The organism is Cypionkella sp. (assembly GCF_036782355.1).
Classification (GTDB): Bacteria; Pseudomonadota; Alphaproteobacteria; order Rhodobacterales; family Rhodobacteraceae; genus Cypionkella.
The window spans coordinates 1-21311 of record NZ_DAIPZF010000031.1; the positions used below are offsets into that span (position 1 = coordinate 1).

The following is a 21311-nucleotide window of genomic DNA, read 5'->3' on the forward strand; positions in this document are numbered from 1 at the left end:
GCGAGGACTGTCTCGCGAACCTCAGATGAATGCGGCTTTGAGGCCTTCTTGTTGGATGGCTGCTCCATCATGAGCAAGTCTCCGACAGTTTTACCCTTCGGTAAACCCGGCGCGGTTCACACAAGCATCTACATAGTCTGACACAAGCAGCATCGTGCGTTCCGCCTGCACCAAGCACGGCTTAAAACACCGGACAGGCGATGCTGATCTCGCTGTCTTCAATCTGGGTGTCTTGGGCGATCAGGCGGTAATGTTTGCTGAAATGCAACGCGATGCGGCGGGCGTCTTGGCGCAGGCTGTGATGGATCACAAAGCTGACCTGACCGGTTTTCAGCAACTGGCGGTTGGTGCGGTCCAGATCATGGGCAGCAAAGACCTCGATCGGGCGGTTCGCGGTGGCAAAAGCGTCAAGGATCGCCCGATTACCGCCGCCAATCGAATAGACCGAGGCGATATCGGGATGCTCTGCCAGTGCTTGGTCGATCAAGCTGCCAGTGGCGCGGTCGACGCCAAAGCCTTCTGACACCGTGGTCACGCTCAGATGCGGGGCATGGTTGGCAAGCGCGCGGCAAAAGCCAATCCGGCGCGCCTCTTCCCCCTCGAACCCCAAGCTTGACAGGGTCACCAAGACCCGCGAGGCCCGCTTTGGCGCCATCTTGGCCAGCAGATAGGCCGCTGTTGCCCCTGCATGGCGGTTTTGCATCCCGACATAGGCAAGCCGCAACCCGACCGAGACATCGGTGACATAGCTGATCACTGGAATTTTGCGCGCAGCAAGCTCTGCCAGACAGATTTCAATCGCCGGGGTGGCGGGCACTTTCAGCACCACCCCTTGTGATCCGCGCTTGGCAATCGCACGCAAGAGTGCCGTGATCTCGGCCTCGCGCATGACCTCAGCCAGATGAAATCGAGCGCGAAAGGTGGCTGGGCGCACCAAGGGCAGTTCTGCCTCAAAGGCCGCGCGCACCGCCGAGGAAAACCGCTCGGGCGCTTGCATCACGATATCCAGCGTGACGCGGGTCTGGCGCAGCGGGCTGACCGCATATTGCTGTTCCAGCTCTTGCAGAGCGGCATGCAGCCGGTCCTTGGTGGCCAAACTGACATGAGCGCGGCCGTGCAAGACACGGTCAACGGTGGCAAGGCTTAGTCCAGCCTGATGCGCGATCTCTTTATGAGTAAAGCGGGACGACATGCCTCATGTTGAGGTGTTTTTGAGGGGAAATGCAACTATGCTTGGCATCGGTCTTTCGTCAGGCTCAAGGTGAGCAAGGAGATAAAGTGATGAGCGATCCAAAGACCCCCCGCCCGATTTGGTTGACCGCACAGAGCGGCGATTTTGACACATTTAAGCAGATTGTGGGCCAGTCCAGCGATCCTGCCGCCACGCCAATGGCCTGCGATATCGTGCAAAACATCCCGATCTATCAAGGTGCGGCGGTCGATCTTGCCGCCGCTGATCCTGTGCAACGTGCCGCGCTGATGGCGGAATGGAGCCGGATTTTCGCCGATGGCGCGGGTATTATTGTCATTCGGCAGGGCGTGGCAGATCACAGCGTGATCGACCGCGCCTCGGTAATTTTTGACAAGATTATTGCGGCGGAAAAGCAGGCGGCCAAGGGCGGTGGCGACCATTTTGCCAAGCCTGGTGCCAATGATCGGATCTGGAATTCACTGGAAAAACACTGTCTTGCTGATCCTGAAAACTTTTCTGCCTATTATAGCGCACAGGGCATTGCGCTTGCGGCAGAAGCTTGGCTTGGGCCTGCCTCGCAGATGACGGCGCAGGTCAATCGGGTCAATCCGGGGGGGGCTGCGCAAACGCCGCACCGCGATTACCACCTTGGGTTTATGACATCAGACCGGATGGCGCAGTTCCCTTCGCATATCCATGCCATCTCGCCGATGCTGACATTGCAGGGTGCTGTGGCGCATTGCGATATGCCGGTCAGCACTGGCCCCACGATGCTGCTGCCATTTTCGCAGCAGTTTTTCGAAGGCTATCTGGCCTTTGCGCGCCCCGAGTTTCAGGCCTATTTCGCGCAGCATTTTGTGCAACTGCCGCTGGAAAAGGGCGATTTGCTGTTCTTTAACCCCGCTGTGATGCATGGCGCGGGCACCAATCACACAACCGACCGCTTTCGCATGGTGAACCTGTTGCAAGTCTCTTCTGCCTTTGGCCGGGCGATGGAAACGGTGGATCGCAGTAAAATGGTGCGCGCGCTTTATCCGGTGCTGCAAACGGCTGTTGGGGTGAATGTCGCCAATGTCATTGCGGCTTCGGCCGAGGGCTATCCCTTTCCGACCAATCTGGACAACAACCCGCCCATCGGTGGCATCGCGCCAAAGTCGCAGGCGCAGTATATGCAGCAGGCCCTGGCCGCGGGCCAAACGGCGGCAGAGTTCGTCGCCCAAATCGACGCGCTTGATGCCATGAACAAATCATAGGAGCCATAATGAACCGTATTGACGGAAAAATTGTGCTGATCACCGGAGGCACGCAGGGATTGGGTGCGGCGATTGCGCGGCTTTTTGTGCAGGCAGGGGCTGCGGGAATTGCACTTGTTGGCCGCGATCAGGCGAAGGGAGAGGCGCTTGCCCAAAGCATTAGCGCCGAAAGCGGTGTGCCCGTCGTGATGATCGCGGCGGATTTGGCCGAGATTGCCGCCGTGCAGCGGGTGGTGCCTGCGGTGGTGGCGCGGTTTGGTCAGATTGATATTTTGGTCAATGCCGCAGGGCTAACCGACCGTGGCAATCTGTTTAACACCGCACCCGAGCTGTTTGACCAGATGTTTGCCGTCAATGTCCGCGCGCCGTTTTTCCTGATGCAGGATGCCGCCAAAGATATGGCGCGCAGAGCGACTGAGGGGCGGATCGTCAATATAGGCTCGGCTTCGGCCCGCGCGGGGCAACCCTTTTTGGCAGCCTATAGCGCGTCAAAAGCCGCCCTCTCGACGCTGACACGCAACTCTGGCTTTGCGCTGATGCGCAATCGCGTCAGGGTCAATCAGCTGGATATCGGCTGGATGCTGTCAGACCACGAAAAGACGATCCAGCTGCAAGAGTCTGGAGACCCCGATTGGCAAGCAAAGGCAGAGGCGGGCCTGCCGTTCGGCCGGCTTTTGGATCCGGCCGAAGTGGCAAAGGCGGTGCTGTGGCTGGCATCAGACGACAGCGGCATGATGACAGGATCGGTCGTGCATTTTGACCAATCGGTCTGGGGTGGCTATGACGGTCAAGCCCCTGCACCGGCGCAGCTGCTCGCGTGATCCTAGCCCCGCCAGCAGTTACAGATCGCTGTCGGGGTTGCCTTTGACGCCGGTGATATAGCTTACAATATCATTGCCATCGGTCTCGCCCTTGTTCAGCGAGGCGACAATGCGGCCGCGCCGAAATACCACGATGCGGTCCACCAGATCAAACACTTGCCGCAAGTTATGGCTGACCAAGATCAGCGGCACGCCGCGCGCCTTCAGCCCGCGAATGATGTTTTCGACCTGCGCGGTTTCCTGCACCCCCAAGGCCGCCGTCGGCTCGTCCATGATCACCAGTTTGCTGGCAAAAGCGGCGGTGCGGGCAATCGCCACACATTGCCGCTGCCCGCCTGACATATTGCGGATCGGGTTGTCGACATTGGGGATTTTAACCGCGGTGGTCTTCAAAGCCTCGAGTGTGCGTGCGCGCATCGCCTTGCGGTCCAGAATCGAAAACGGCCCCAGCCGCAGCTTGAACAATTCTCGCCCCAAAAACAGGTTTGACGGCACATCCAGATCATCGGCCAAAGCCAAGGTCTGAAACACGGTTTCGATACCGGCTTCGCGCGCTTCAAGCGGGCCTGCGTGGCTGACGGGCTGACCGTCGAAATAGATCTCGCCGGCGCTGCGCTGCTCGACGCCGGTGATCTGGCGCACGAAGGTGGATTTGCCAGCGCCATTGTCGCCCACCACGGCCACATGCTCGCCCGGGCGCAGGGTGAAATCGGCACTCTCTAGCGCATGCACGCCGCCGTAGCGTTTGGTCAGGCCGCGGGTCTCTAGGATGAATTCGCTCATAATTATGCCCTAGCCCGCCCTTGTTGCCGATATTGGTCCAGCACAACTGCACCGACGATAATCGCGCCTTTCACCATTTCTTGGTAATAGGCATCCAGCTTTAGAAAAGTGAAGCCCGAGATAATCACGCCAAAGATCAGCGCGCCAATCACCGTGCCAAGGATCGAGCCGCGCCCGCCTTGCAGCGACACGCCACCAATCACCGCCATAGCGATGGCGTCCAATTCATACATCACGCCCATATTGGCCTGCGCGGTCTGTCCCTTGGAGGAGACCACCACCGCCGCAAGGGAGGCAAGCGCCGAGGCGATCACATAGACCAGCACCTTATGGCGATCGACATTGATCCCCGACATGCGGGTGGCTTGTTCATTGGATCCAATGGCATAGCTGTGCTTGCCATATTTTGTGTAGGTCATCAGCAGGTGAAACAACACCGCAAGCCCAACAAAGATGATCACCGGATTCATGCCGCGCCCAATGGCGTTATAGCCTTCGGTCGGGAAGGAAATCGGATTGCCGTTCGACCACCAACGCGCAAAGCCGCGCGCCGAGACCATCATGCCCAAGGTGGCAATAAAGGGCGGGATTTTTGTGTAAGCGATCAGTGCGCCATTGATCAGACCGGCCAGAACGCCCACCGTCATGCCGATCAAAACTGGCAAGATCATGGGCAAATCCATTGCCCAATCGCCAAAAATCGCCTTTGGATTGGGATTTCCATTCACCAAAGCGGTCTGGGCAAAGCTCATCGCGACCATGGCCGAGGCCCCAACAATCGAGCCCGACGACAGATCAATGCCGCCGGTAATAATCACCTGCGTCACGCCAAGGGCAATGATGCCCACGGTGGCCACCTGCAAAATGATGATCGACAAGCGAGCGGTGTTGAACATGCCTTCAACATTCTCGCGGGTGTTGAACAGAAAACTATCGCCCACCATGATGCGCCCCATCAGCTCAAAAGCCACCACGATAATCACAAAGGCAATAAAAACGTTCAATTCCGGCGGGCGTGCTTTTTTGCTTGGATCGTATTTTAGGCCGCCTAGGCCATGCGTCGGTGTGGACACAAATTTTCCTCCTGTTGTCGTCTTTTGGGTCTGGCGGCTGAAGTTCGCCAGATCCAGAAAAAGGGCGACGCACTGCGCCGCCCCTCCCTTCTGCTTGGCTTAGTTCTTGTTCAGGAAGTCTGCGATATTGGCAGAGGTTACCAGCTGGAACGGGATATAGACCTTTTGATCGACAGCTTCGCCTTTGCTAAGTTTGATCGCGGCCTCAAGAGCGCCGGCGCCTTGGCCTGCGGCGTCTTGGAACACGGTCACATCCTGATCGCCGGCCTGCATGGCCACCAAAGCGTCTTGGGTTGCGTCAATACCGCCGACCACAACCGAGGCCATGTCGATGCCCGCAGCTTTCATCGCCTGAATGGCACCAATCGCCATCTCGTCGTTGTTGGCGATCACACCATCAAAGGGCGCACCCGAAGACAGCCAGTTGGTCATCAGCGACTGAGCTTGGTCGCGCGACCAATTGGCGGTCTGCTCGTCGAGGATTGTCAGCTCGACCGCGCATTTACCAGCGGCCATCACATCATGGATGTCAGCGGTGCGCTGCACGGCAGCTTGGTTGGAAAGCTCGCCCATCATGACGTAAACGCTGGCCTTGTCCTTGCCAGCTTCTTTCAGCTGACGGCATACTTCGATGGTCTCCAAAGTGCCCGAGTCAACTTCGTTCGAGGCTACAAAAGCCTGATTGTCTGGCAAAGTATCGACGTTGATCGGCTGACGGTTGACATAGACCAGCGGGATATTGGCCGCCGCTGCCGCATCGGTCATCGCTTGGGTGGCCGAGGTGTCAACCGGATTGACGATAATCGCCGAGACGCCCGAGGCGATAAAATTGTTGATCTGGTCCAATTGCTTGGCCACATCATTCTTGGCGTCTTCGATCTGTAGCTCGACGCCAAGCTCTTTGCCTTTGGCATCCATGCCATTGCGCAAAACGGTCAGAAAGTTGTCGTCAAACAGCGCCATCGAAACACCGATGCCACCCGCCATAGCGCTTGTGCTCATCAAAGCTGCAAAGCCTGCGATCATAAGGGTCTTTTTCATGTCTCTCTCCTCCACAATTCGGTGTCCGGCACACCTTTTCTCCCCGCCGGACCGCCCGCTTAGGGCGGTATTCCTACGCGCTGGCGATACCTGCGCGGATGAATTCCATTGAAGCCGCCAAAGCTGGTTTGGGGGCGGTTAGGTCGTGAACCTGTTTTGAAAACGGCTCGTAGCTGATCGGGCCGCGATATCCTGCCGCCACCAGCGCGCGGATCTGCGCCACATTGCCCAGCAAATCATCACCATCGACCAAGACGCGGTGTTCGTCGCGCATGTCACTAAGGTAGATCGGATCTTTGACGCCAGAGACATGCACGATTCCGGTCATCTCGGCATAGATCGGACCGCCGCCTGCCAAAGCGTGGTGAAAGGTGTCATGCACCATAAAATAGGTGCCTTGCCCGCCAACCGCATCGATAGCTTGGGCCAGAACATCCTTATAACGAAGACTGCACACCTCGAACCCCAAGGGTTCCACCATGGCCTTCAAGCCGTGATGACGCAGCATCGGCAGCAGCTCGCGCAGCGCGGTCTGCGTCACCGCCAAACTGTCGGCGCGCGCGGTTGCCACATTGTCGTTGCGCGGGATCAGGCTGATCGCCTCGGCCCCTGCGGCGACAGCGATTTTCATCAGCGCTTCGGCCTCGGCGCGTTTGGCCTCGGACCAATCGTTGAACATCTTGACCTCGGCCAAAGCCAGAAAACGCAGCCCCAAAGCCTTTACCGCATCGCCCACATCCGCCGGATCATCGCCGCCAAACAGCGGACCTTGCAGATCATTGCGAAATTCAACCCCAACACAGCCCAGATCCTTGGCCAGCGCCAAGAAAGACTGCCAACCCAAGCTGGGGGTGGTCATATGGTTCAGCGCAAAAGGCAGCATTTAGATCAAACTCCAGAGAATCGCCGGAACGCCCGACAATATGGAATTGTTATTCTATTATTCAGGTCGAGCAATTATAAAGTTCTGCGACGAAATTCAGTCTTGATGGTTTTTGACGAATTTTGGCATTCTGAGAGATTAAAGCGACTCTGCCACATGCAAATCGGGGGGAAGGAAAAACTGTGCCGTGCCTTGCACTTGCCCTTCTTGCCGCAGGCTGACCATTTTGGCCACGACAAAGCGGCAGAGTTTTTCCAGCGGTGTGTCAATCACCATCGCCACAAGACCCTCTGCCAGCCCCGCGCGGCTGTCTGGGGTCAGCGCCGAGACGATGATCGGCACACGCTTGACCAGAGGCGTTTCGCGCATCGCCGCCATCGCCCCCTCCATGCCGCCGCCCGCCACATAAATGCCGCGCAGCTTGGGTTGCCGTGCCACAAGCCCCAAAGTTGCATCATAGGTCAATTGGCGCGTCTCAAGATTAACCAAAGGATCAAGCACCGTCAGATGCGGCGCGCATTCGCGCAGATAACCACGAAAACCGGTTTCCCGCAGATCATGACCCTGCCAGCGGTGGCCGCCGACAAAGATCGCCATCACCCCCGGCTCGGGTGAGAGCGTCGCCATCAACCAGCCCGCGGTGCGACCAACCTTCAGATTGTTTAGCCCAACATAGCCCGCGCGCGCGCCTTGCGCGAAATCGGACAGCAGAGAAAACACCGGCAGGCCCTGCGCGCGCAGATCCTCCACCGCCGCCGAAACCTCGGGGTGGTTGACCGAGGTCGCGGCCAAAACATCGCAGCGCCCCGCCATGGCGCGCAGATGTCCGGCCATCTCGCTTGGCGCTTGGCTTGCCGAAAACTCCAGCACCAGCTCGGCCTGCACTCCAACCGCTTGCGTGACGGCAAGGGCAATTTCTTCGGCAAAAGCCTTATAGAAATCCTGCCCCTGCTTGTGCAAAAGCACCCCGATCCGACACCTTGGCAGATCTGCGGCCTGCGGCAACAACCGTCTTGCGGCTGGATGGCCAATGCGTTGCGCGGCCTCGGCCACACGCACCCGCGTGTCGTCGCGCACCGCCTCTCGGCCATTCAGAACCCGATCCACCGTCGCCACTGAAACCCCCGCGGCCGCGGCCAAATCCACCATGCCCATGCGCTTCATCGTCAAACCCTCTCAGCTTTTGCCGAAGCATGATGATATTTGACGAAAAACTACAAGCTCCGCGTTGCCGGATTTTGGAATTTACGTTCTATTGTCTTTAGACTTTTGACAGCAGCGAGAACACCAAATGGCGAAACGCGATTACAATCTGCTTGGGCCGGATGGCGTGCGGGCGGTGGAAACAGGGCTTGCGGCGGCCGAGTGGTATCACAGCGAGGTGCCGCGCAAAGTGATGAAGCAGCTGATGCAACGCTCTGACGGACCAGCCCTGCGCGACACGGCTTTGCTTTACGCCCTTATGATCAGCTTTGCGACAGCGGGCGTTTTGCTTTGGCCCAGCGCCTGGTCACTGCCATTTTGGCTGGCTTATGGCGTGCTCTACGGCTCGGCCTCGGACAGCCGCTGGCATGAAACCTCGCATGGCACGGCGTTCAAAACCGCTTGGATGAACGCAGTGGTCTATCAGATTGCTTGCTTTATGATTGTGCGCAATCCGGTCAGTTGGCGCTGGAGCCACGCGCGCCACCATACCGACACCTATATCGTCGGGCGCGACCCCGAGGTGGCGATCATGCGCCCACCTGTGCTGTTCAAACTGATCGGCAACTTCTTTGGGTTGTTTGATGCCTATGCGGGCTGGTCGCGGATGCTGCTGAACGCGGCGGGGCGGCTCGGCGCCGAAGAAGCAAGCTATATTCCGGCAAGCGAGGCTGCGAAAGTCATCTTTGTGGCGCGTATCTGGACGCTGATCTATGCCGCCACCCTTGTGCTTGCGCTGATCTTGCACAGCATTTTACCCTTTATGGTGATCGGCCTGCCACGGCTTTATGGCGCTTGGCATCATGTGATGACCGGGCTTTTGCAGCATGGCGGTTTGGCCGATAACGTCACCGATCATCGGCTGAATTCGCGCACCGTCTATATGAACCCGATCTCGCGATTTATCTATTGGAACATGAACTACCATATCGAACACCACATGTTTCCGATGGTGCCCTATCACGCGCTGCCCGCACTGCATGCGCTGATCAAACACGATCTGCCCGCGCCAAGTCGCTCGATCTTTGCGGCTTATGCCGAGATGTGGCCCGCGCTGCGGCGGCAATTGCACAATGAAGAGTATTTTCTGCGCCGCGATCTGCCCACCAGTGCCATGCCTTATCGCGAAGATTTCCACAAAAGCGCCCTGGGCGCTGCCGAATAGGAGCCAAAAATGACCAACTGGATTGACGCCTGCGCCACTGATGACATCGACCAAGAAGACCTGATCCGCTTTGATCATGCGGGGGCTACCTATGCGATCTATCACGCCCCCGAGGGCGATTTCTATTGCACATCAGGGCTTTGCACCCATGAAAACGTGCATCTTGCCGATGGGCTGGTGATGGAGCATTTGATCGAATGCCCCAAACACAACGGCCAGTTCGACTATCGCACGGGCGAGGCGAAACGCTCACCGGTCTGCATCAACCTGAAAACCTTCCCCGTCAAGGTTGCAGGCGGCCGCGTCTTGATTCAGGTGGCATAATGGCACAGCGTTTGACAGTAAAAGATCTGCTTGACCAACGCGGCAAGCATCAGTTTGCCATGCTGCGGGTCGAAACTTTGGCCGAAGCAGAGGCGGCAGAGGCCGCGGGCATCGAACTGCTCTCGGTACCAGCAGCGATGATCTTTGACCGCCAGTTCCGCGACGCGGCCCCCACGGCATTTGCGTTTCCAGGTGATAATTTTTACGAAATTGGCGACACTGCGGATTTCTTGAAGTGGGCCTTTCCGCTTTTCAAGCATGGCGCGGATGGCGTTTACTGCTCGGGCAGTTTGCAAACCGTGCGAGCTTTGGCTGATCACGGGATCCCGGTCTGCGGCCATGTCGGTCTGATCCCCTCCAAGGCCACCTGGACGGGCGGCTTCAAAGCGGTCGGCAAAACGCTCGACAGTGCAAAGTTGGTCTACCAGCAGTGCAAAGCGCTTGCCGATGCCGGCGCTTTTGCGGTTGAAATTGAGGTGGTGCCGTCAGAGATCACCGCTGCCATTGCAGAAAAGACCGGACTTTTCCTTATTTCGATGGGGGCGGGCTCGGCTGGACATGCGCAATATCTGTTTTCAGACGATGTTTTAGGCCAAAACTTGGGCCATGTTCCGCGTCATGCCAAGCGCTACGCAGATTTCGCCGCGGAATATGCGCGCTTGCAACAGATGCGCATCGCTGCAATGGCAGATTTTGCCCGCGAGGTGCATGACGGGGCCTATCCTACGCCAGCCCATCTGGTTTTTTGCGAGGCCAACGTGGTGGCAGATTTTCGCGACTGGTTAGAGCGCGAGGCTTAGGCCGCCGTCTTCCAGCTTTGCAGGGTCACATAGACGATGCTCTCACCCAAACTGACCATCACTTCGCCGTCCTGAATATTCACCTGAAGTCGCATCGCGCGACTGGCCAGTTTCGCCAAAGCGCTGGTGTCTTGCTCGGAAAAACTTGCCACCTGAAGATTGTCAAATCGAGTGGTGCTGTTTTTGACCTTATCCCACCAGATTTCCGCCGTCCGGCCGCCATAGGGGTAAATAAAGACCTTGCTGGCCTTATTACAGGATTGCCGCATCACCTTCTCGCTTGGCAGACCCAAGGCCACCCAGACATCCAACTCGCCGCTTAGGCTTTTTTGCCAAATATCCGGCTCGTCATCGGTTGACAGCCCCTTGGTCATTTCCAGATTTTCATGGGCATTAAGCGCGAATGCGACAAGGCGCAGCATGAGCCGCTCGTCGGTCTCGGAGGGATGCTTGGCAACGGTCAGCTTATGGGTCTCGTAATAGTGACGATCCATGTCAGAGACCGAAAGCTCGACTTTATAAATAGTGGCATTTTGCGCCATGATCTGTCCAAACCTGCAAAGATTGGCATGCATACAGGGTCTGATAGGCTTGTGAAAGCCCCTAAACCGGCGTGAGCGGTTCACGCGGCATAGGCCTAGAGCCAAAAACTGCGGGCTGGGCGGGGCTTGCCTTCGCGCGCAGAAGTGCCTAGCCCAGTGGAATTGCCCTATTTTGGCGCAAGCACGCGGTTTTCAGGCGGCCGCCTTTCGACCACAGGAGTTTCCGATGTCTCAGCCGTTTCAATCAGCGCATGAGGAAGTGCATTTCGTCAATCGAACCGGCTGGCTGCGTGCGGCGGTTTTGGGCGCGAATGATGGCATCGTCTCGGTGTCTTCTTTGATTGTGGGCGTTGCGGCGGCAGACCCAAGCCCTGCGGCGATTTTGGTGGCTGGGGCTGCGGGGCTGGCTGCGGGGGCTATGTCGATGGCGGCGGGCGAATACGTCTCGGTCAGCTCACAATCTGACACCGAACGCGCCGATATTGCGCGCGAAAAACAAGCGCTGATCGATACGCCAGCCGCAGAAGAGGCCGAACTGGCCTCGATCTATGAAAAGCGCGGCTTGTCGACGGCGACAGCGGCGCTGGTTGCGCGGGAGCTGACGGAAAAAGACGCTTTGGGCGCCCATGTGCGCGATGAATTGGGCCTGTCCGAGGTCCATGCCGCCAACCCGATGCAGGCCGCGCTTGCTTCGGGGCTGACCTTCACCATCGCCGCGGCTCTGCCGCTTGCCGCCGCCGTCTTGGCGCCAAGCAATGCCATTATCCCAACGGTGGTCGTTTCAACTCTGATCTGCCTTGCAGGTCTGGGCGCGCTTGGGGCACATGTTGGGGGCGCGCCAAAATTGCCCGCGACAGCGCGAGTTTTGTTCTGGGGTGCAGCGGCCATGGCGATTACGGCCGGTGTCGGTTGGGTGTTTGGCATCAGCGTCTGACCAAGCGGCAGCGTCGCGTAACCTAGGACAAAATGCCCTGATGATCTGCCGCAGCTGCGGGCATTTGGTGGATGTTTCTCTCCTTTTTGACCGCAGGCTGCACGGGCCAAAGCGCCACAAACCGAGCGGAGGTGTGGCTCTGCCGCATCGCCAGACGCGTCGCGGGGCCGCCTGAAAACTCTGGAACATCGTCAATGAAGTGAACACGCTCGATACCAACGATGTCCTCAACAAGCAGGCCGATCCGCTCGCCCGCCTTTCTGACCACAACAATCCCCGGACGTTGGCCTGGCTGCGGGTCACGCTCGCCTGCCAGCCAAGACATGCAGAACACCGCCAAAAGCGAGTCGCGATAAAACAGACTGTCAATAAAGCCATCGTATCGGGGCTTGGTCTTACAAAAGGCAGCTGGCAGCTGCAAAATTTCCACCACATCCTCAATCGCTAAGGCCCGCAGACCACCGGCGCGCACAAAGATTGCCGTTCCCGGAACCCCTTTTGCCGCGCCGCTTGTGCTGCTGTCTGCGCGATTGCCTTCGTCTTTGCGATGGGCGATTCTCGCCAAAGCCTGCGCCTCCGGGTCGGCGGTAAGCCTATCGATATCAAGAACATAGCACGGAAGACCCTTTGCATCAAACACCACCCCCTGAAACAGATCGGGGCGGTCACAGACCGTTGGTGGAATAGCGGTGATCTGACTGCGCTGAAGGTGCAGAATATCGGTGATACGGTCGGCGCGCAGGGTCAGGCCACGGCCCGGCTCCAGCTTAAGGACGATGCCGCCAGAGTGCGCGGGCCGCGCGCCGCCTTTGACAAATCCGGTAAAGATCTGCGGGTTCATTAAGGCCATCTTGAGCCCATGCCGCTCGATCGCGCCCTCGCAAGAGCCTTGAGCCAAAACGCTGCTGTCGACGGCGGTCTCGGCCAAGGTCGCCTCGATGTTGCGCACCGAAACGCAGTAGCGCCACCCGCCGATTTCGCAGAGCAGAAACTGGCTCGAGCGATCCAAATGGCGCGACCGCGTCGGCTGTTCGGCCGTATGCGGCACCTCGGCGGCGGTGAGCAGCGCGCTGGCGTCAAGCAGGCTGACAACCTCCAGGCCGACCAAGGCAACACGCGGCAGCACAAGCCGTGCCATCTCGGACCCGGCCGGCGTCATCTCTTGAACCAGCACTTCACTGGACTGGACGATGCGCCGGACCGCTTGTGCGCGCAAACCAACGACACGGCTTTCCCAACGCAGAATCGCAATGATATTGCACCCCTCGCGTGAGGGTGGCAGGTTAAGGGCGGCCGAAAGATCCAGCACGGGGATGACCTGCCCGCGCAGGGCAACGCAGCCCATGGCGAAGGGGCCGCCAGCGGGCAAAGGTTGCAGGCCGGGCGGATGCACCATAACCTCGCGCAAATTCGCAACCGGAATGCCAAGGGTTACGCCGCCCATCGCGATCAAAGCCGTTGCGGGATAGACGGTTGGCGCATGCGCAGTCGCGGTGACCGCAGGCGCCCGGCCCGCGACCTGCATCGCTGTCAGCCCAAGCGCGTCGCTGTCTCCCTGCATCTCAGGCCGCCTGCGTAACCGAAGCCAGTTCGGAAATCAGGCCAACCACCTCGCGCGAGACCGTTTCCTGCTCGGCCGCAGACTCTGAGATGCGATCAATCGAGGTTGCGGTTTCACCAACACTTTGCACGATGCGTTCAAAGGCCGTCCGCGCCGCGTAAGAGCGTTCCGTGCCCAAGCCCACGCGCGCCGTGCTTTCCTCGATCAACTTGCCGATTTCAAGGGCTGCGGTCGAACTACGCTCGGCCAGTTTGCGCACCTCATCCGCAACGACGGAAAAGCCGACACCGTATTCGCCAGCCCGCGCCGCCTCGATCGCGGCATTGAAGGCCAAGAGGTTGGTCTGATTTGCGATTTCTGTGATAACTTTGATAATGTTTGATATTTCACTGGATGAGGCCGAGATCAGCTCGATCGAACCGATAGCGTTATTCAGTGCCTCAAACCCCTGCGAGGCATTGGTACGGGTTTCGCCAGAGTGACTGAGGCTTTGTGCCGTCGAGGCATTGATCTGATGGATCGAATTTGAAAGCCGATCGACCACCTTGGACATCAGCGCCGCCTTATTGCGAATCGTCCCCTCTAATGCGACCTGGGCAGTGATGTCATGGGCGTATTTGATCACGCCGACGGGCTTGCCGTGAAAGTCGAGCAAAGGCGAATAGCTGGCCTGAATCCACAGATCACAATCGAATTTGCCAATGCGGTGAAAGCGGCCATGTTGCGCTTCGCCCTTGCGAAGACCGACCCAGAAATCGCGATAGGCCTGCGATTTGATGTGATCCGCGGTGCAAAAGATCGCATGATGTTGGCCGATGATCTCGCGCAGGGAATATCCTGTCAGGCGCAGGAAATTCTCGTTTGCTGACTTCACCTTACCTTCAAGATCAAACTCGATAATGGCCTGACTGCGATCAATTGCGTCGAATTTGCTTTCGAATTGCGCCGTGGCCAGACGTTCAGCGGTGACATCGGTGGCAAATTTAATGATCTTGGTCGGGCGACCGTCAAGATCGAAGATCGGGTTATAGGTGGCACGAATGAAAACCTCGCGGCCATCCTGGGTCACGCGGCAATATTCGGCTGCGTCATATTCCCCGCGCGAGAGTTTTTCCCAAAAATCTCGATAGGCTTCCGAGGCGGCATGGTCCTTGGGGCAAAAAATGCGGTGATGCTGGCCCTGCACTTGATCCGACGTATACCCCATCAAGGCAAGGAAATTGGCATTTGCGGTCAAGACATTGCCCTGCAAGTCAAATTCGACGATAGCGAGCGAGCGGTCGCAGGCCCGCAGCGTGCCTTCAAAATCAGCGTTGCGCAGCCGGTCTGTCGTAACATCCTGACCGTGAAGCAGCACGCGGCGCACATTGCCATCCAGATCGTAAATCGGGCTGTAGGTTCCGTTCACAAAGAAACTTTGGCCGCCACGGCCATAGCGGCGGAATTCACCCGATTGCGGCTCCCCCTTTTTTAGGCGCTGCCAATGCAGGCGAAAGTCATTAGATTCAGCAGCGTCAACATGCCAAAACATCGCTTCTGCCTTGCCGCGCAGATCTTCGATTTGGTAGCCGGTTTGGGTCAAAAACAGATCATTGGCCGAAAGGATCGAGCCGCGTTCATCCATTTCCAGCATCATTTCCGTGCGCGACAGCACCGAAACGCGGCTCTGAAGATCCGACATCGTCAAGCGCTGCTCGGTGACATCCATCGCAACTTTGACCACGCGCGCAATTTCGCCATCCGGACCCGCAATCGGGTTATAGCTGGCCTGCAACCAAACCGGACGCCCTTCTTTGGCAAAGCGTTTGTACTCACCCATGTCGAAGGCACCGCCGGATAGCTTTTGCCAAAACTGCTTATAAGCTGCGCTGCGGACATAGTCTGGGTCGCAGAAGATGCGGTGGTGCTGGCCCATCAACTCTTCCTTGCTGTAGCCCATCAGTGCAAGAAACTTCTGATTTGCTTCGATAATATTACCGTCAAGATCGAATTCGATCATCGCCATAGCCTTGCCAAAGGCATTCAGCCGGCCGGCATTTTCGGCCGAGATGGTCTTGGCCGCCGTCACATCCATTGCAAATTTGGCCACGCGGGCCACGCGGCCATCGGGGCCAAATATCGGATTATAGCTGGCCCTAATCCAGACCGACGCCCCGGCAGAGGTGATCCGCTCGAACTCGCCATCCACAATCTCGCCACCAGCAAGCCTGCGCCACATCTCGGCATAATCGCTGGAGGCCACATAGGCCTTGCGACAAAAGAGGCTGTGGTGGCGGCCTTTAAGCCCGACCTCTTCATATCCCATCAGGGTAAGGAAATTATCATTGACCCGCAGGATATTGCCCTCGGTGTCAAATTCGATCACCGCCTGAACCCGCTCGATCGCTTGCATCTTGCTGACAAGGTCAGCATCTTTGGGCACCAGACGGCCATTCAGCACCAGCGTTGGCACGTCCTCTTGCGCATCACGCAAGAAACCGTGGAACGTGACGACCGCATCTTCCTCGGCAAGATGGACATGAAATTCAACTGGATCGCTGGCCTGCACCGCCGCGCCGAGGCAGTCGAGCAGATAGTCACCCTCGCGCACAAGCTCTGGCAGTTTGCAGCCCACCACGGGGACATTGCCACCGCCCACCAGCCGATCAGCCGCCGCATTGGCCATCAGCACCATGCCGTCGCTTGCACGCACACGCATCACCATGCTGGTCAACAGCATTAGCCGGTTGGCCGTTTCAATATCCGTGGTCTCTAGGGTCTTTAGGGTCATCAGCAACTCCACTGCGCGCAGGTTCGGACAGCCTATCCCAAGAGAGCTGAATCGATGATTAACGCCGCAAAAATCTCTGCCCGCCCAGCAAAAGCATCGGTTTAGCGCGGCTGCACGGCCAAAGCCTGTCCCAGATGATGCAGCATCCGCGCGCCATAAACGCCGTTTGCATGCAAAAAATCATTTGCGGCTTGGCGTTGCAGCCTTGCAGGATCAGCCGTCAGGCGCGGGGCATTTTCGGTATAGGCCACCGCGGTCAGCAAACCTTTGTGCCGTGTTTCAGGCGGTTGTGGCAGGTAGTGATCCAGACAGGCCAATGCGGCGGCCTGCTCAAACAGGGCGCTAAGAGCTTGTGCATCGCCACGCGCTACGGCGCGACGCAGGCTTGGATAGTGCTTTTGCAACAGCAATGTCTCGGCAGGGCGGGGCTGCGCCTGCTGAAAGATCGGCTTGTCCGAGCCTTGGCGCAACAAGGCCGCGACCCGTCCCGAAAGGCAGCTGCGCAAAGGCGCCGCAATCATCTGTCTCATCGCGGCCTCTGAGACGAGGCTGCGTTTTGGATGGGCGCTTTGCCAGCCATTTAGCCCGGGGCAGCGATATTCACGATAAAGCGGTTCAAGGCCGTAAACGTTAAAACCAAGGCCAACGATCAGGAAAAAATCGTACTCGGCCAGAGGGATGCGCGCCCGCGCCCCAAAGCGCAGGAAATCTGCAGCGGTGCGGGGCGAGGTGGCAATAAGATCCCCCCGATCAAGAGCGATCTCTGCCAGCCCCGCCTGACCCGAGGCCAGAAACTCCAGCACAAGCCCCGGCGGACGATCTTGTGTTTGGGTATAAGCAAGGCGGAGGGCGGCCACATGCGAATTGCCCAAGGCGAGACCCAAAAGCGGACGCGCAAGCGGGGTGGCTGGAACTGGCGGATTGAAAAAGGTCAAGGTGGCGCAAAGGCGTCGAGCAGCGCCTCTTCACATATCAGGCGGTCATCTGCGTCGTCGCTTTGCGCAGGCGTGGGCGCAGCGGCAAGAGCAAGATCTTTAGGCATCACCGGCGCAAGACCATAGGCCTGCATAAAAAGCGCCATTATGGCATCCACCGTCTCGGCACGCACATGTCGCAGGTTTTGTTCAAACCGCGGGCTGCGTGCGGCCGGAGAGGTGACAATCTCGAAAGAGGGAAAGTAATCAACATCGGCGTGCGCATCGGCAAAATCTTCTGCGGCGGCGCGCAAGGTGGCCTTAGAGCGGGTGCTGGCGGCCAGCACATGGCGGCCCGAAGCTGTTGCGGCCAGCGGCACCGGCGAGACTGTCAGCAAAAGCCGCATCTGAGGATTGAACCGATGCAACAGGTTACGCAGGCGGGTCAGATCCTCCATCACCTCTGGATAGCGGAAAGTCACAAAACGCGTGGTCAGATCAGAAAAACTGCCGGCAATGACGCCAGGGCAGACTGGCAAGGTACGGCCACTGGCCAGATCTTGCCAAGCCTCTGTCATGCCAAGGGTAAACACGAACAGGCTGCACTCTGGCAGTCGGGCTTTTAGGGCGGCAAGATGCTCTTTACGCTGAACCGCTACCTCCAGCTGGCTGGCCAGTCCCTCGGGTTCAAGCCTGGGGCGCAGCGCATCCACCCAGCCCGCACCAAGCGGCCAGCACAGCACTGGCGGCGCGGGCGTGCAGAAAATCTCTTCCAACAGCTCTCGCATCTGGCGCGCGGTATAGATATTGCCATAGCGCCCCGAATAAAGCCCATAGCCAAAGGCTTTGGCCGTATCGGGCGGCAGCTGGCGGGGGGCAGGCTCTGCGTCAAGCATCCGACAGCCGGCAGCGATCAGCGCGCGGCTGATATGTTGGGCAAAACAGCTTCCCGCGGTTGCGATGACATCGTTTTGGTCGATCGAGAACTTTGGCGTGAAAAGATGGGAGAAATCTTCCCCCTTAGATGCCGCCACGCCATGGCGCCAAAAGGCCTGTAACGGTGCAGAAAGATAGGGGTTGGCCATGCGTAAAACTCACTAAAACAAAAGCCTGAGCCGCGGGGCTAACCCTTGCCAGGTTTCTTGGTCACGACCAAGGCATCGCCGCCGCCGATCCGATCGTTGCCCAAGCGCCGCTGCGGCCTGCATGCCTCCGCTGCTTGGGCCGGTTTGCAGCACGTTTGACTGGCCCGCCAATACGGCAATGGCGACAGCTTGGTTCACAGACATCCCGACCTCCGAAACACGACAAGGCCAGTGTCTGGCAAAGCGCCTAACAGGAATTTAAGACAGGAGGGCGCTGTACCATGCATTCAATTCAAACATGAAACAGCAAGCATTTTACTGCCCTTTCAACCGGCGGCTTCAAGGCCAGTGCCGCGCTAGATCGGGGCCAAGACCCAGCCCATTGCGTCAAAGATCGGGGCATAAAAAGGGATCAGCGCGCGCAAACGCGCCGGCGAGGTGGTGGCTTGCGGCTCCCAGGCCTTGCAGGCAAGGCCGAAAATGCGGGGGGCGATCATCGCCTCGGCCTGAGCGTCTTGGGTGGTGAATTCACCCCAAAAACAACCCTGAACGCCCAAGATACGCGCGGCAATATCCTGACTTTCGGCTGGCACAGGATCCCATAACAGCGTCTTGTCCAAAGGCAAAATCCCCGCCCACGTCGCGCCCCAATCCTCGGGATCAGAGCTATGAGCCAAATCGAAATAGGTGTGCGCAGCAGGGCACATCACCACATCATAGCCGGCATGGGCGGCGGCGAGACCTGCACCCTGCCCTGTCCAGCTGAACAAAATCGCACCATGACCAATGCCGCCATTCTTGCCCTTGGCGGCCTCTTCCCAAGCCGCTGCGCGAATGCCTTTGGCTGCCAGATGTGCCGCCAATCGCGCCATCATCCAGCCTTGAACGTCGCCCCAAGTCTGCAAGTCCTCTTGCGCCATAAGCGCTTGAACCGCAGGGCTGCCCGACCAGACGCCAGACGGGGCCTCATCGCAGCCCAAATGCAGCAGCTGCATCGGAAACAGGCTGGCGACCTCCTCGATAATGGCGGACAAAACTTGCCATGTTTCAGGCATCGCGGGGTTCACCACATTATCAAGATAGCCCTGCACCGAGATCTCTTCGCCATTATCGCCTGGATCGCGCAGACCCGAAATCGCCTTGATCAGCGCATGCGAATGCGCCGGACTCTCAATCTCGGGCATGACTTCAATATGCAACGAGGCAGCATGGGCCAGCACGCGGGCGACATCGGCTCGGCTGTAGCTGCCGCCTGCCAAAATCCCGCCACCAAAAACCGCAGGCATCATCTGCCCCTCGCCGCGCCAAGCAGTTTTGCGGGCCAGTTCGGGGGCATAGTCCAACTCAAGCCGAAACGCCTCATCATCAGCGAAATGCCAGTGAAAACGATTCAGCTTCAGCAGTGCCATCACATCCAAAAGACGCATGATGCTATCTAGGCTGAAAAAATGCCGCGCGCAGTCAAGATGTTGTCCGCGCCAGACAAAACGGGGCGTGTCGCTGATGATGCCACAGGGCAGCCGACCGCCACAAGTTTCGCGCAAACTTAGCAGGGTGATCGCCGCATAATGCGCGCCCGCAAGACTGCCTGCCACAATCGAAATGCCAGTCGCGGTGATGCCAATACGATAGGCTTCCGGGGCCAAATCGGTGGTGATCTCTGGGCGCACCTCGAGCCCCTCAGCGGCGGTAAAGGCCGCAAGCCCTGCCCGCTGCGCAAGGGCTGCAACCCCTGCAAAGGCAGGATCAGGCCGCAGCGTGGCAAAGGCCAAGTTCCCACCCGTCGCCTGCCAGCTTTGCGGCGGCGGCAGCAGCGGCAAGACATCGGGCGGCAAGGCTTCGGGGGATGGCGCGCGGTCTTGCGCCGCCAAGCCCAGCCGCACCCCCAGCGCAAAACCCTCTGGCAAGGCGTGAACGATTTTGCCCACTCGAAGATAGGCCCCCAGCGGCAGCCAAGCGCGGTTCTTTGGGCGATAGTCGGGCGACTCATAGGCCAGCACAAGCCGATGGCTCTGCCCCGCAGCGATATCGGGCAAAATCACCTCGCCATAGCCCGCAAGCCGGCGCTGCATCACCCCACCCGAGACGACGCGCGGTGCGGCCATCAGCGAAAAGCAAAACACAGGCGCAGTCAGCGCGGTATCACTGCCAATTTCGCAAATAATCTCTGCGCCCTCGATCCGGGCGGAAAATCGAAGCATCATCCGGCATCCAATCGCAATTCTGCAATGAAATCATAGATATCCGAGCGATAAAGCCCACGGGTAAACTCGATTGGCCGCCCGTTTGGCAAATAGGCTGTGCGGTCAATTCGCAGCACGGCCGCTCCTTCGGCCAGATTCATCCGCCGCGCATCTTCGCCCGTGGCATTGATCGCCGTAATCCGCTGCACCGCCCGTGTTGGGGCGACGCCACGGGTGCGCAGCACATCATAAAGCGAGACATCGACCAGATTAGGATCGGGCAAAATATCGCGCGGCAAAGACGATCGCTCCAGTGCCATCGGCACATCATCGGCAAAGCGCAAACGCTCGACTCGCGCCAACATCTCGGCTCCGGGCAGGCCCAGCGCCATCTGCTCGTCGGGCGTGGGCGAGAACATGCCACGCTGAAGAATACGGCTGGTCGAGGCCTTGCCACGCTGGCGCATATACTCGGTAAAGGACATCAGCGCCGATAAGGAATGCTCCATTTTCGACGGCGGTGAGCGCACAAAGCTGCCTGCACCGCGCCGCTGCTCTAACACGCCGTCTTCCACCAATTGCGCCACGGCTTTGCGGATCGTCACACGACTTACCTCGGCCAACTCGGCCAGATCGCGTTCGGGCGGCAGTTGCGACTGACTGGCCAGTTGACCCGAGGTGATTGCCGCCAGCAGATGGCGGTACAATTGTTCATATCTGGGGCCTTGCCCGCTCTGCAACCAGGCCGCGGGGCGAAACAGTGCCAAATCATCCTGCATTTTCG

19 protein-coding genes are annotated in these 21311 nt (G+C 58.6%); 6 read left to right on the forward strand and 13 right to left on the reverse strand.

The window, feature by feature from the left end:
* Positions 1 to 181 precede the first annotated feature (181 nt).
* Complete coding sequence (locus tag V7Q10_RS11945) at positions 182 to 1192, reverse strand: LacI family DNA-binding transcriptional regulator (protein WP_333869335.1); 1011 nt, start codon at positions 1190 to 1192, stop codon at positions 182 to 184.
* Positions 1193 to 1281: 89 nt separating this feature from the next.
* On the opposite strand from V7Q10_RS11945, the gene V7Q10_RS11950 reads away from it, so the two are divergent.
* Together V7Q10_RS11950 and V7Q10_RS11955 are read left to right on the forward strand one after the other, a co-directional pair.
* Entirely contained in the window at positions 1282 to 2445 is a 1164-nt protein-coding gene (locus V7Q10_RS11950) for a phytanoyl-CoA dioxygenase family protein (protein ID WP_333869336.1), read from the forward strand.
* An 8-nt stretch (positions 2446 to 2453) separates the two neighbouring features.
* A complete protein-coding gene (locus V7Q10_RS11955) occupies positions 2454 to 3266 on the forward strand; it encodes an SDR family oxidoreductase (RefSeq protein ID WP_333869337.1) in 813 nt (270 codons plus the stop codon).
* 18 nt (positions 3267 to 3284) lie between these two features.
* Here the strand turns inward: V7Q10_RS11955 and V7Q10_RS11960 are convergent, their stop codons facing one another.
* The 5 genes from V7Q10_RS11960 to V7Q10_RS11980 form a co-directional block, all read right to left on the reverse strand.
* Positions 3285 to 4049 carry an ATP-binding cassette domain-containing protein gene (locus V7Q10_RS11960; protein WP_394970936.1) on the reverse strand — a complete coding sequence of 255 codons (765 nt, stop codon included), beginning with the start codon at positions 4047 to 4049 and terminating at the stop codon, positions 3285 to 3287.
* 2 nt (positions 4050 to 4051) lie between these two features.
* Positions 4052 to 5053 carry an ABC transporter permease gene (locus V7Q10_RS11965; RefSeq protein WP_442885867.1) on the reverse strand — a complete coding sequence of 334 codons (1002 nt, stop codon included), beginning with the start codon at positions 5051 to 5053 and terminating at the stop codon, positions 4052 to 4054.
* A gap of 168 nt (positions 5054 to 5221) precedes the next feature.
* Complete coding sequence (locus tag V7Q10_RS11970; protein WP_333869339.1) at positions 5222 to 6163, reverse strand: substrate-binding domain-containing protein; 942 nt, start codon at positions 6161 to 6163, stop codon at positions 5222 to 5224.
* A gap of 73 nt (positions 6164 to 6236) precedes the next feature.
* Positions 6237 to 7046 (reverse strand): TIM barrel protein, encoded by an 810-nt coding sequence (locus tag V7Q10_RS11975; protein WP_333869340.1) that lies wholly within the window; start codon positions 7044 to 7046, stop codon positions 6237 to 6239.
* A 138-nt stretch (positions 7047 to 7184) separates the two neighbouring features.
* Complete coding sequence (locus tag V7Q10_RS11980) at positions 7185 to 8210, reverse strand: LacI family DNA-binding transcriptional regulator (RefSeq protein ID WP_333869341.1); 1026 nt, start codon at positions 8208 to 8210, stop codon at positions 7185 to 7187.
* Positions 8211 to 8337: 127 nt separating this feature from the next.
* On the opposite strand from V7Q10_RS11980, the gene V7Q10_RS11985 reads away from it, so the two are divergent.
* From V7Q10_RS11985 to V7Q10_RS11995, 3 genes are read left to right on the forward strand one after another with little or no spacing between them, the layout of a single operon-like run.
* Positions 8338 to 9414, forward strand: a complete 1077-nt coding sequence (locus tag V7Q10_RS11985; RefSeq protein WP_333869342.1) for a fatty acid desaturase family protein — start codon at positions 8338 to 8340, stop codon at positions 9412 to 9414.
* Between the two features lie 9 nt (positions 9415 to 9423).
* Positions 9424 to 9738 carry a MocE family 2Fe-2S type ferredoxin gene (locus V7Q10_RS11990; protein ID WP_333869343.1) on the forward strand — a complete coding sequence of 105 codons (315 nt, stop codon included), beginning with the start codon at positions 9424 to 9426 and terminating at the stop codon, positions 9736 to 9738.
* Positions 9738 to 10538, forward strand: a complete 801-nt coding sequence (locus tag V7Q10_RS11995; protein ID WP_333869344.1) for a 3-methyl-2-oxobutanoate hydroxymethyltransferase — start codon at positions 9738 to 9740, stop codon at positions 10536 to 10538. The genes V7Q10_RS11990 and V7Q10_RS11995 overlap by 1 nt, the downstream gene beginning before the upstream one ends.
* On the opposite strand, the gene V7Q10_RS12000 is transcribed toward V7Q10_RS11995, so the two are convergent.
* Positions 10535 to 11080, reverse strand: a complete 546-nt coding sequence (locus tag V7Q10_RS12000) for a YaeQ family protein (protein WP_333869345.1) — start codon at positions 11078 to 11080, stop codon at positions 10535 to 10537. The genes V7Q10_RS11995 and V7Q10_RS12000 overlap by 4 nt on opposite strands.
* Before the next feature lie 226 nt (positions 11081 to 11306).
* On the opposite strand from V7Q10_RS12000, the gene V7Q10_RS12005 reads away from it, so the two are divergent.
* Complete coding sequence (locus V7Q10_RS12005) at positions 11307 to 12014, forward strand: VIT1/CCC1 transporter family protein (RefSeq protein WP_333869346.1); 708 nt, start codon at positions 11307 to 11309, stop codon at positions 12012 to 12014.
* A 22-nt stretch (positions 12015 to 12036) separates the two neighbouring features.
* On the opposite strand, the gene V7Q10_RS12010 is transcribed toward V7Q10_RS12005, so the two are convergent.
* The 6 genes from V7Q10_RS12010 to V7Q10_RS12035 form a co-directional block, all read right to left on the reverse strand.
* Complete coding sequence (locus V7Q10_RS12010) at positions 12037 to 13575, reverse strand: chemotaxis protein CheW (protein WP_333869347.1); 1539 nt, start codon at positions 13573 to 13575, stop codon at positions 12037 to 12039.
* Between the two features lies 1 nt (position 13576).
* Positions 13577 to 16345, reverse strand: coding sequence for a methyl-accepting chemotaxis protein (locus V7Q10_RS12015; RefSeq protein ID WP_333869348.1), 2769 nt, complete (start codon positions 16343 to 16345; stop codon positions 13577 to 13579).
* Between the two features lie 101 nt (positions 16346 to 16446).
* Positions 16447 to 17280, reverse strand: coding sequence for a hypothetical protein (locus V7Q10_RS12020; protein ID WP_333869349.1), 834 nt, complete (start codon positions 17278 to 17280; stop codon positions 16447 to 16449).
* Positions 17277 to 18344 (reverse strand): GSCFA domain-containing protein, encoded by a 1068-nt coding sequence (locus V7Q10_RS12025; RefSeq protein WP_333869350.1) that lies wholly within the window; start codon positions 18342 to 18344, stop codon positions 17277 to 17279. Before V7Q10_RS12025 ends, V7Q10_RS12020 begins: the two co-directional genes overlap by 4 nt.
* A 356-nt stretch (positions 18345 to 18700) precedes the next feature.
* Complete coding sequence (locus V7Q10_RS12030; RefSeq protein WP_333869351.1) at positions 18701 to 20548, reverse strand: beta-N-acetylhexosaminidase; 1848 nt, start codon at positions 20546 to 20548, stop codon at positions 18701 to 18703.
* Positions 20545 to 21306, reverse strand: a complete 762-nt coding sequence (locus V7Q10_RS12035; RefSeq protein ID WP_333869352.1) for a GntR family transcriptional regulator — start codon at positions 21304 to 21306, stop codon at positions 20545 to 20547. The genes V7Q10_RS12030 and V7Q10_RS12035 overlap by 4 nt, the downstream gene beginning before the upstream one ends.
* Between the last annotated feature and the right edge of the window lie 5 nt (positions 21307 to 21311).

Excerpts from the sequence above, each read along its gene's own strand:
- V7Q10_RS11975 (WP_333869340.1), bottom strand. The coding sequence starts at position 7,046 with ATGCTGCCTTTTGCGCTGAACCATATGACCACCCCCAGCTTGGGTTGG.
- V7Q10_RS12005 (WP_333869346.1), top strand. The coding sequence starts at position 11,307 with ATGTCTCAGCCGTTTCAATCAGCGCATGAGGAAGTGCATTTCGTCAAT.
- V7Q10_RS11955 (WP_333869337.1), top strand. The coding sequence starts at position 2,454 with ATGAACCGTATTGACGGAAAAATTGTGCTGATCACCGGAGGCACGCAG.
- V7Q10_RS12030 (WP_333869351.1), bottom strand. The coding sequence starts at position 20,548 with ATGATGCTTCGATTTTCCGCCCGGATCGAGGGCGCAGAGATTATTTGC.
- V7Q10_RS11985 (WP_333869342.1), top strand. The coding sequence starts at position 8,338 with ATGGCGAAACGCGATTACAATCTGCTTGGGCCGGATGGCGTGCGGGCG.
- V7Q10_RS11995 (WP_333869344.1), top strand. The coding sequence starts at position 9,738 with ATGGCACAGCGTTTGACAGTAAAAGATCTGCTTGACCAACGCGGCAAG.
- V7Q10_RS11960 (WP_394970936.1), bottom strand. The coding sequence starts at position 4,049 with ATGAGCGAATTCATCCTAGAGACCCGCGGCCTGACCAAACGCTACGGC.
- V7Q10_RS11980 (WP_333869341.1), bottom strand. The coding sequence starts at position 8,210 with ATGAAGCGCATGGGCATGGTGGATTTGGCCGCGGCCGCGGGGGTTTCA.
- V7Q10_RS11945 (WP_333869335.1), bottom strand. The coding sequence starts at position 1,192 with ATGTCGTCCCGCTTTACTCATAAAGAGATCGCGCATCAGGCTGGACTA.
- V7Q10_RS11950 (WP_333869336.1), top strand. The coding sequence starts at position 1,282 with ATGAGCGATCCAAAGACCCCCCGCCCGATTTGGTTGACCGCACAGAGC.
- V7Q10_RS11990 (WP_333869343.1), top strand. The coding sequence starts at position 9,424 with ATGACCAACTGGATTGACGCCTGCGCCACTGATGACATCGACCAAGAA.
- V7Q10_RS12000 (WP_333869345.1), bottom strand. The coding sequence starts at position 11,080 with ATGGCGCAAAATGCCACTATTTATAAAGTCGAGCTTTCGGTCTCTGAC.
- V7Q10_RS11970 (WP_333869339.1), bottom strand. The coding sequence starts at position 6,163 with ATGAAAAAGACCCTTATGATCGCAGGCTTTGCAGCTTTGATGAGCACA.
- V7Q10_RS12015 (WP_333869348.1), bottom strand. The coding sequence starts at position 16,345 with ATGACCCTAAAGACCCTAGAGACCACGGATATTGAAACGGCCAACCGG.
- V7Q10_RS12035 (WP_333869352.1), bottom strand. The coding sequence starts at position 21,306 with ATGCAGGATGATTTGGCACTGTTTCGCCCCGCGGCCTGGTTGCAGAGC.
- V7Q10_RS12010 (WP_333869347.1), bottom strand. The coding sequence starts at position 13,575 with ATGCAGGGAGACAGCGACGCGCTTGGGCTGACAGCGATGCAGGTCGCG.
- V7Q10_RS12025 (WP_333869350.1), bottom strand. The coding sequence starts at position 18,344 with ATGGCCAACCCCTATCTTTCTGCACCGTTACAGGCCTTTTGGCGCCAT.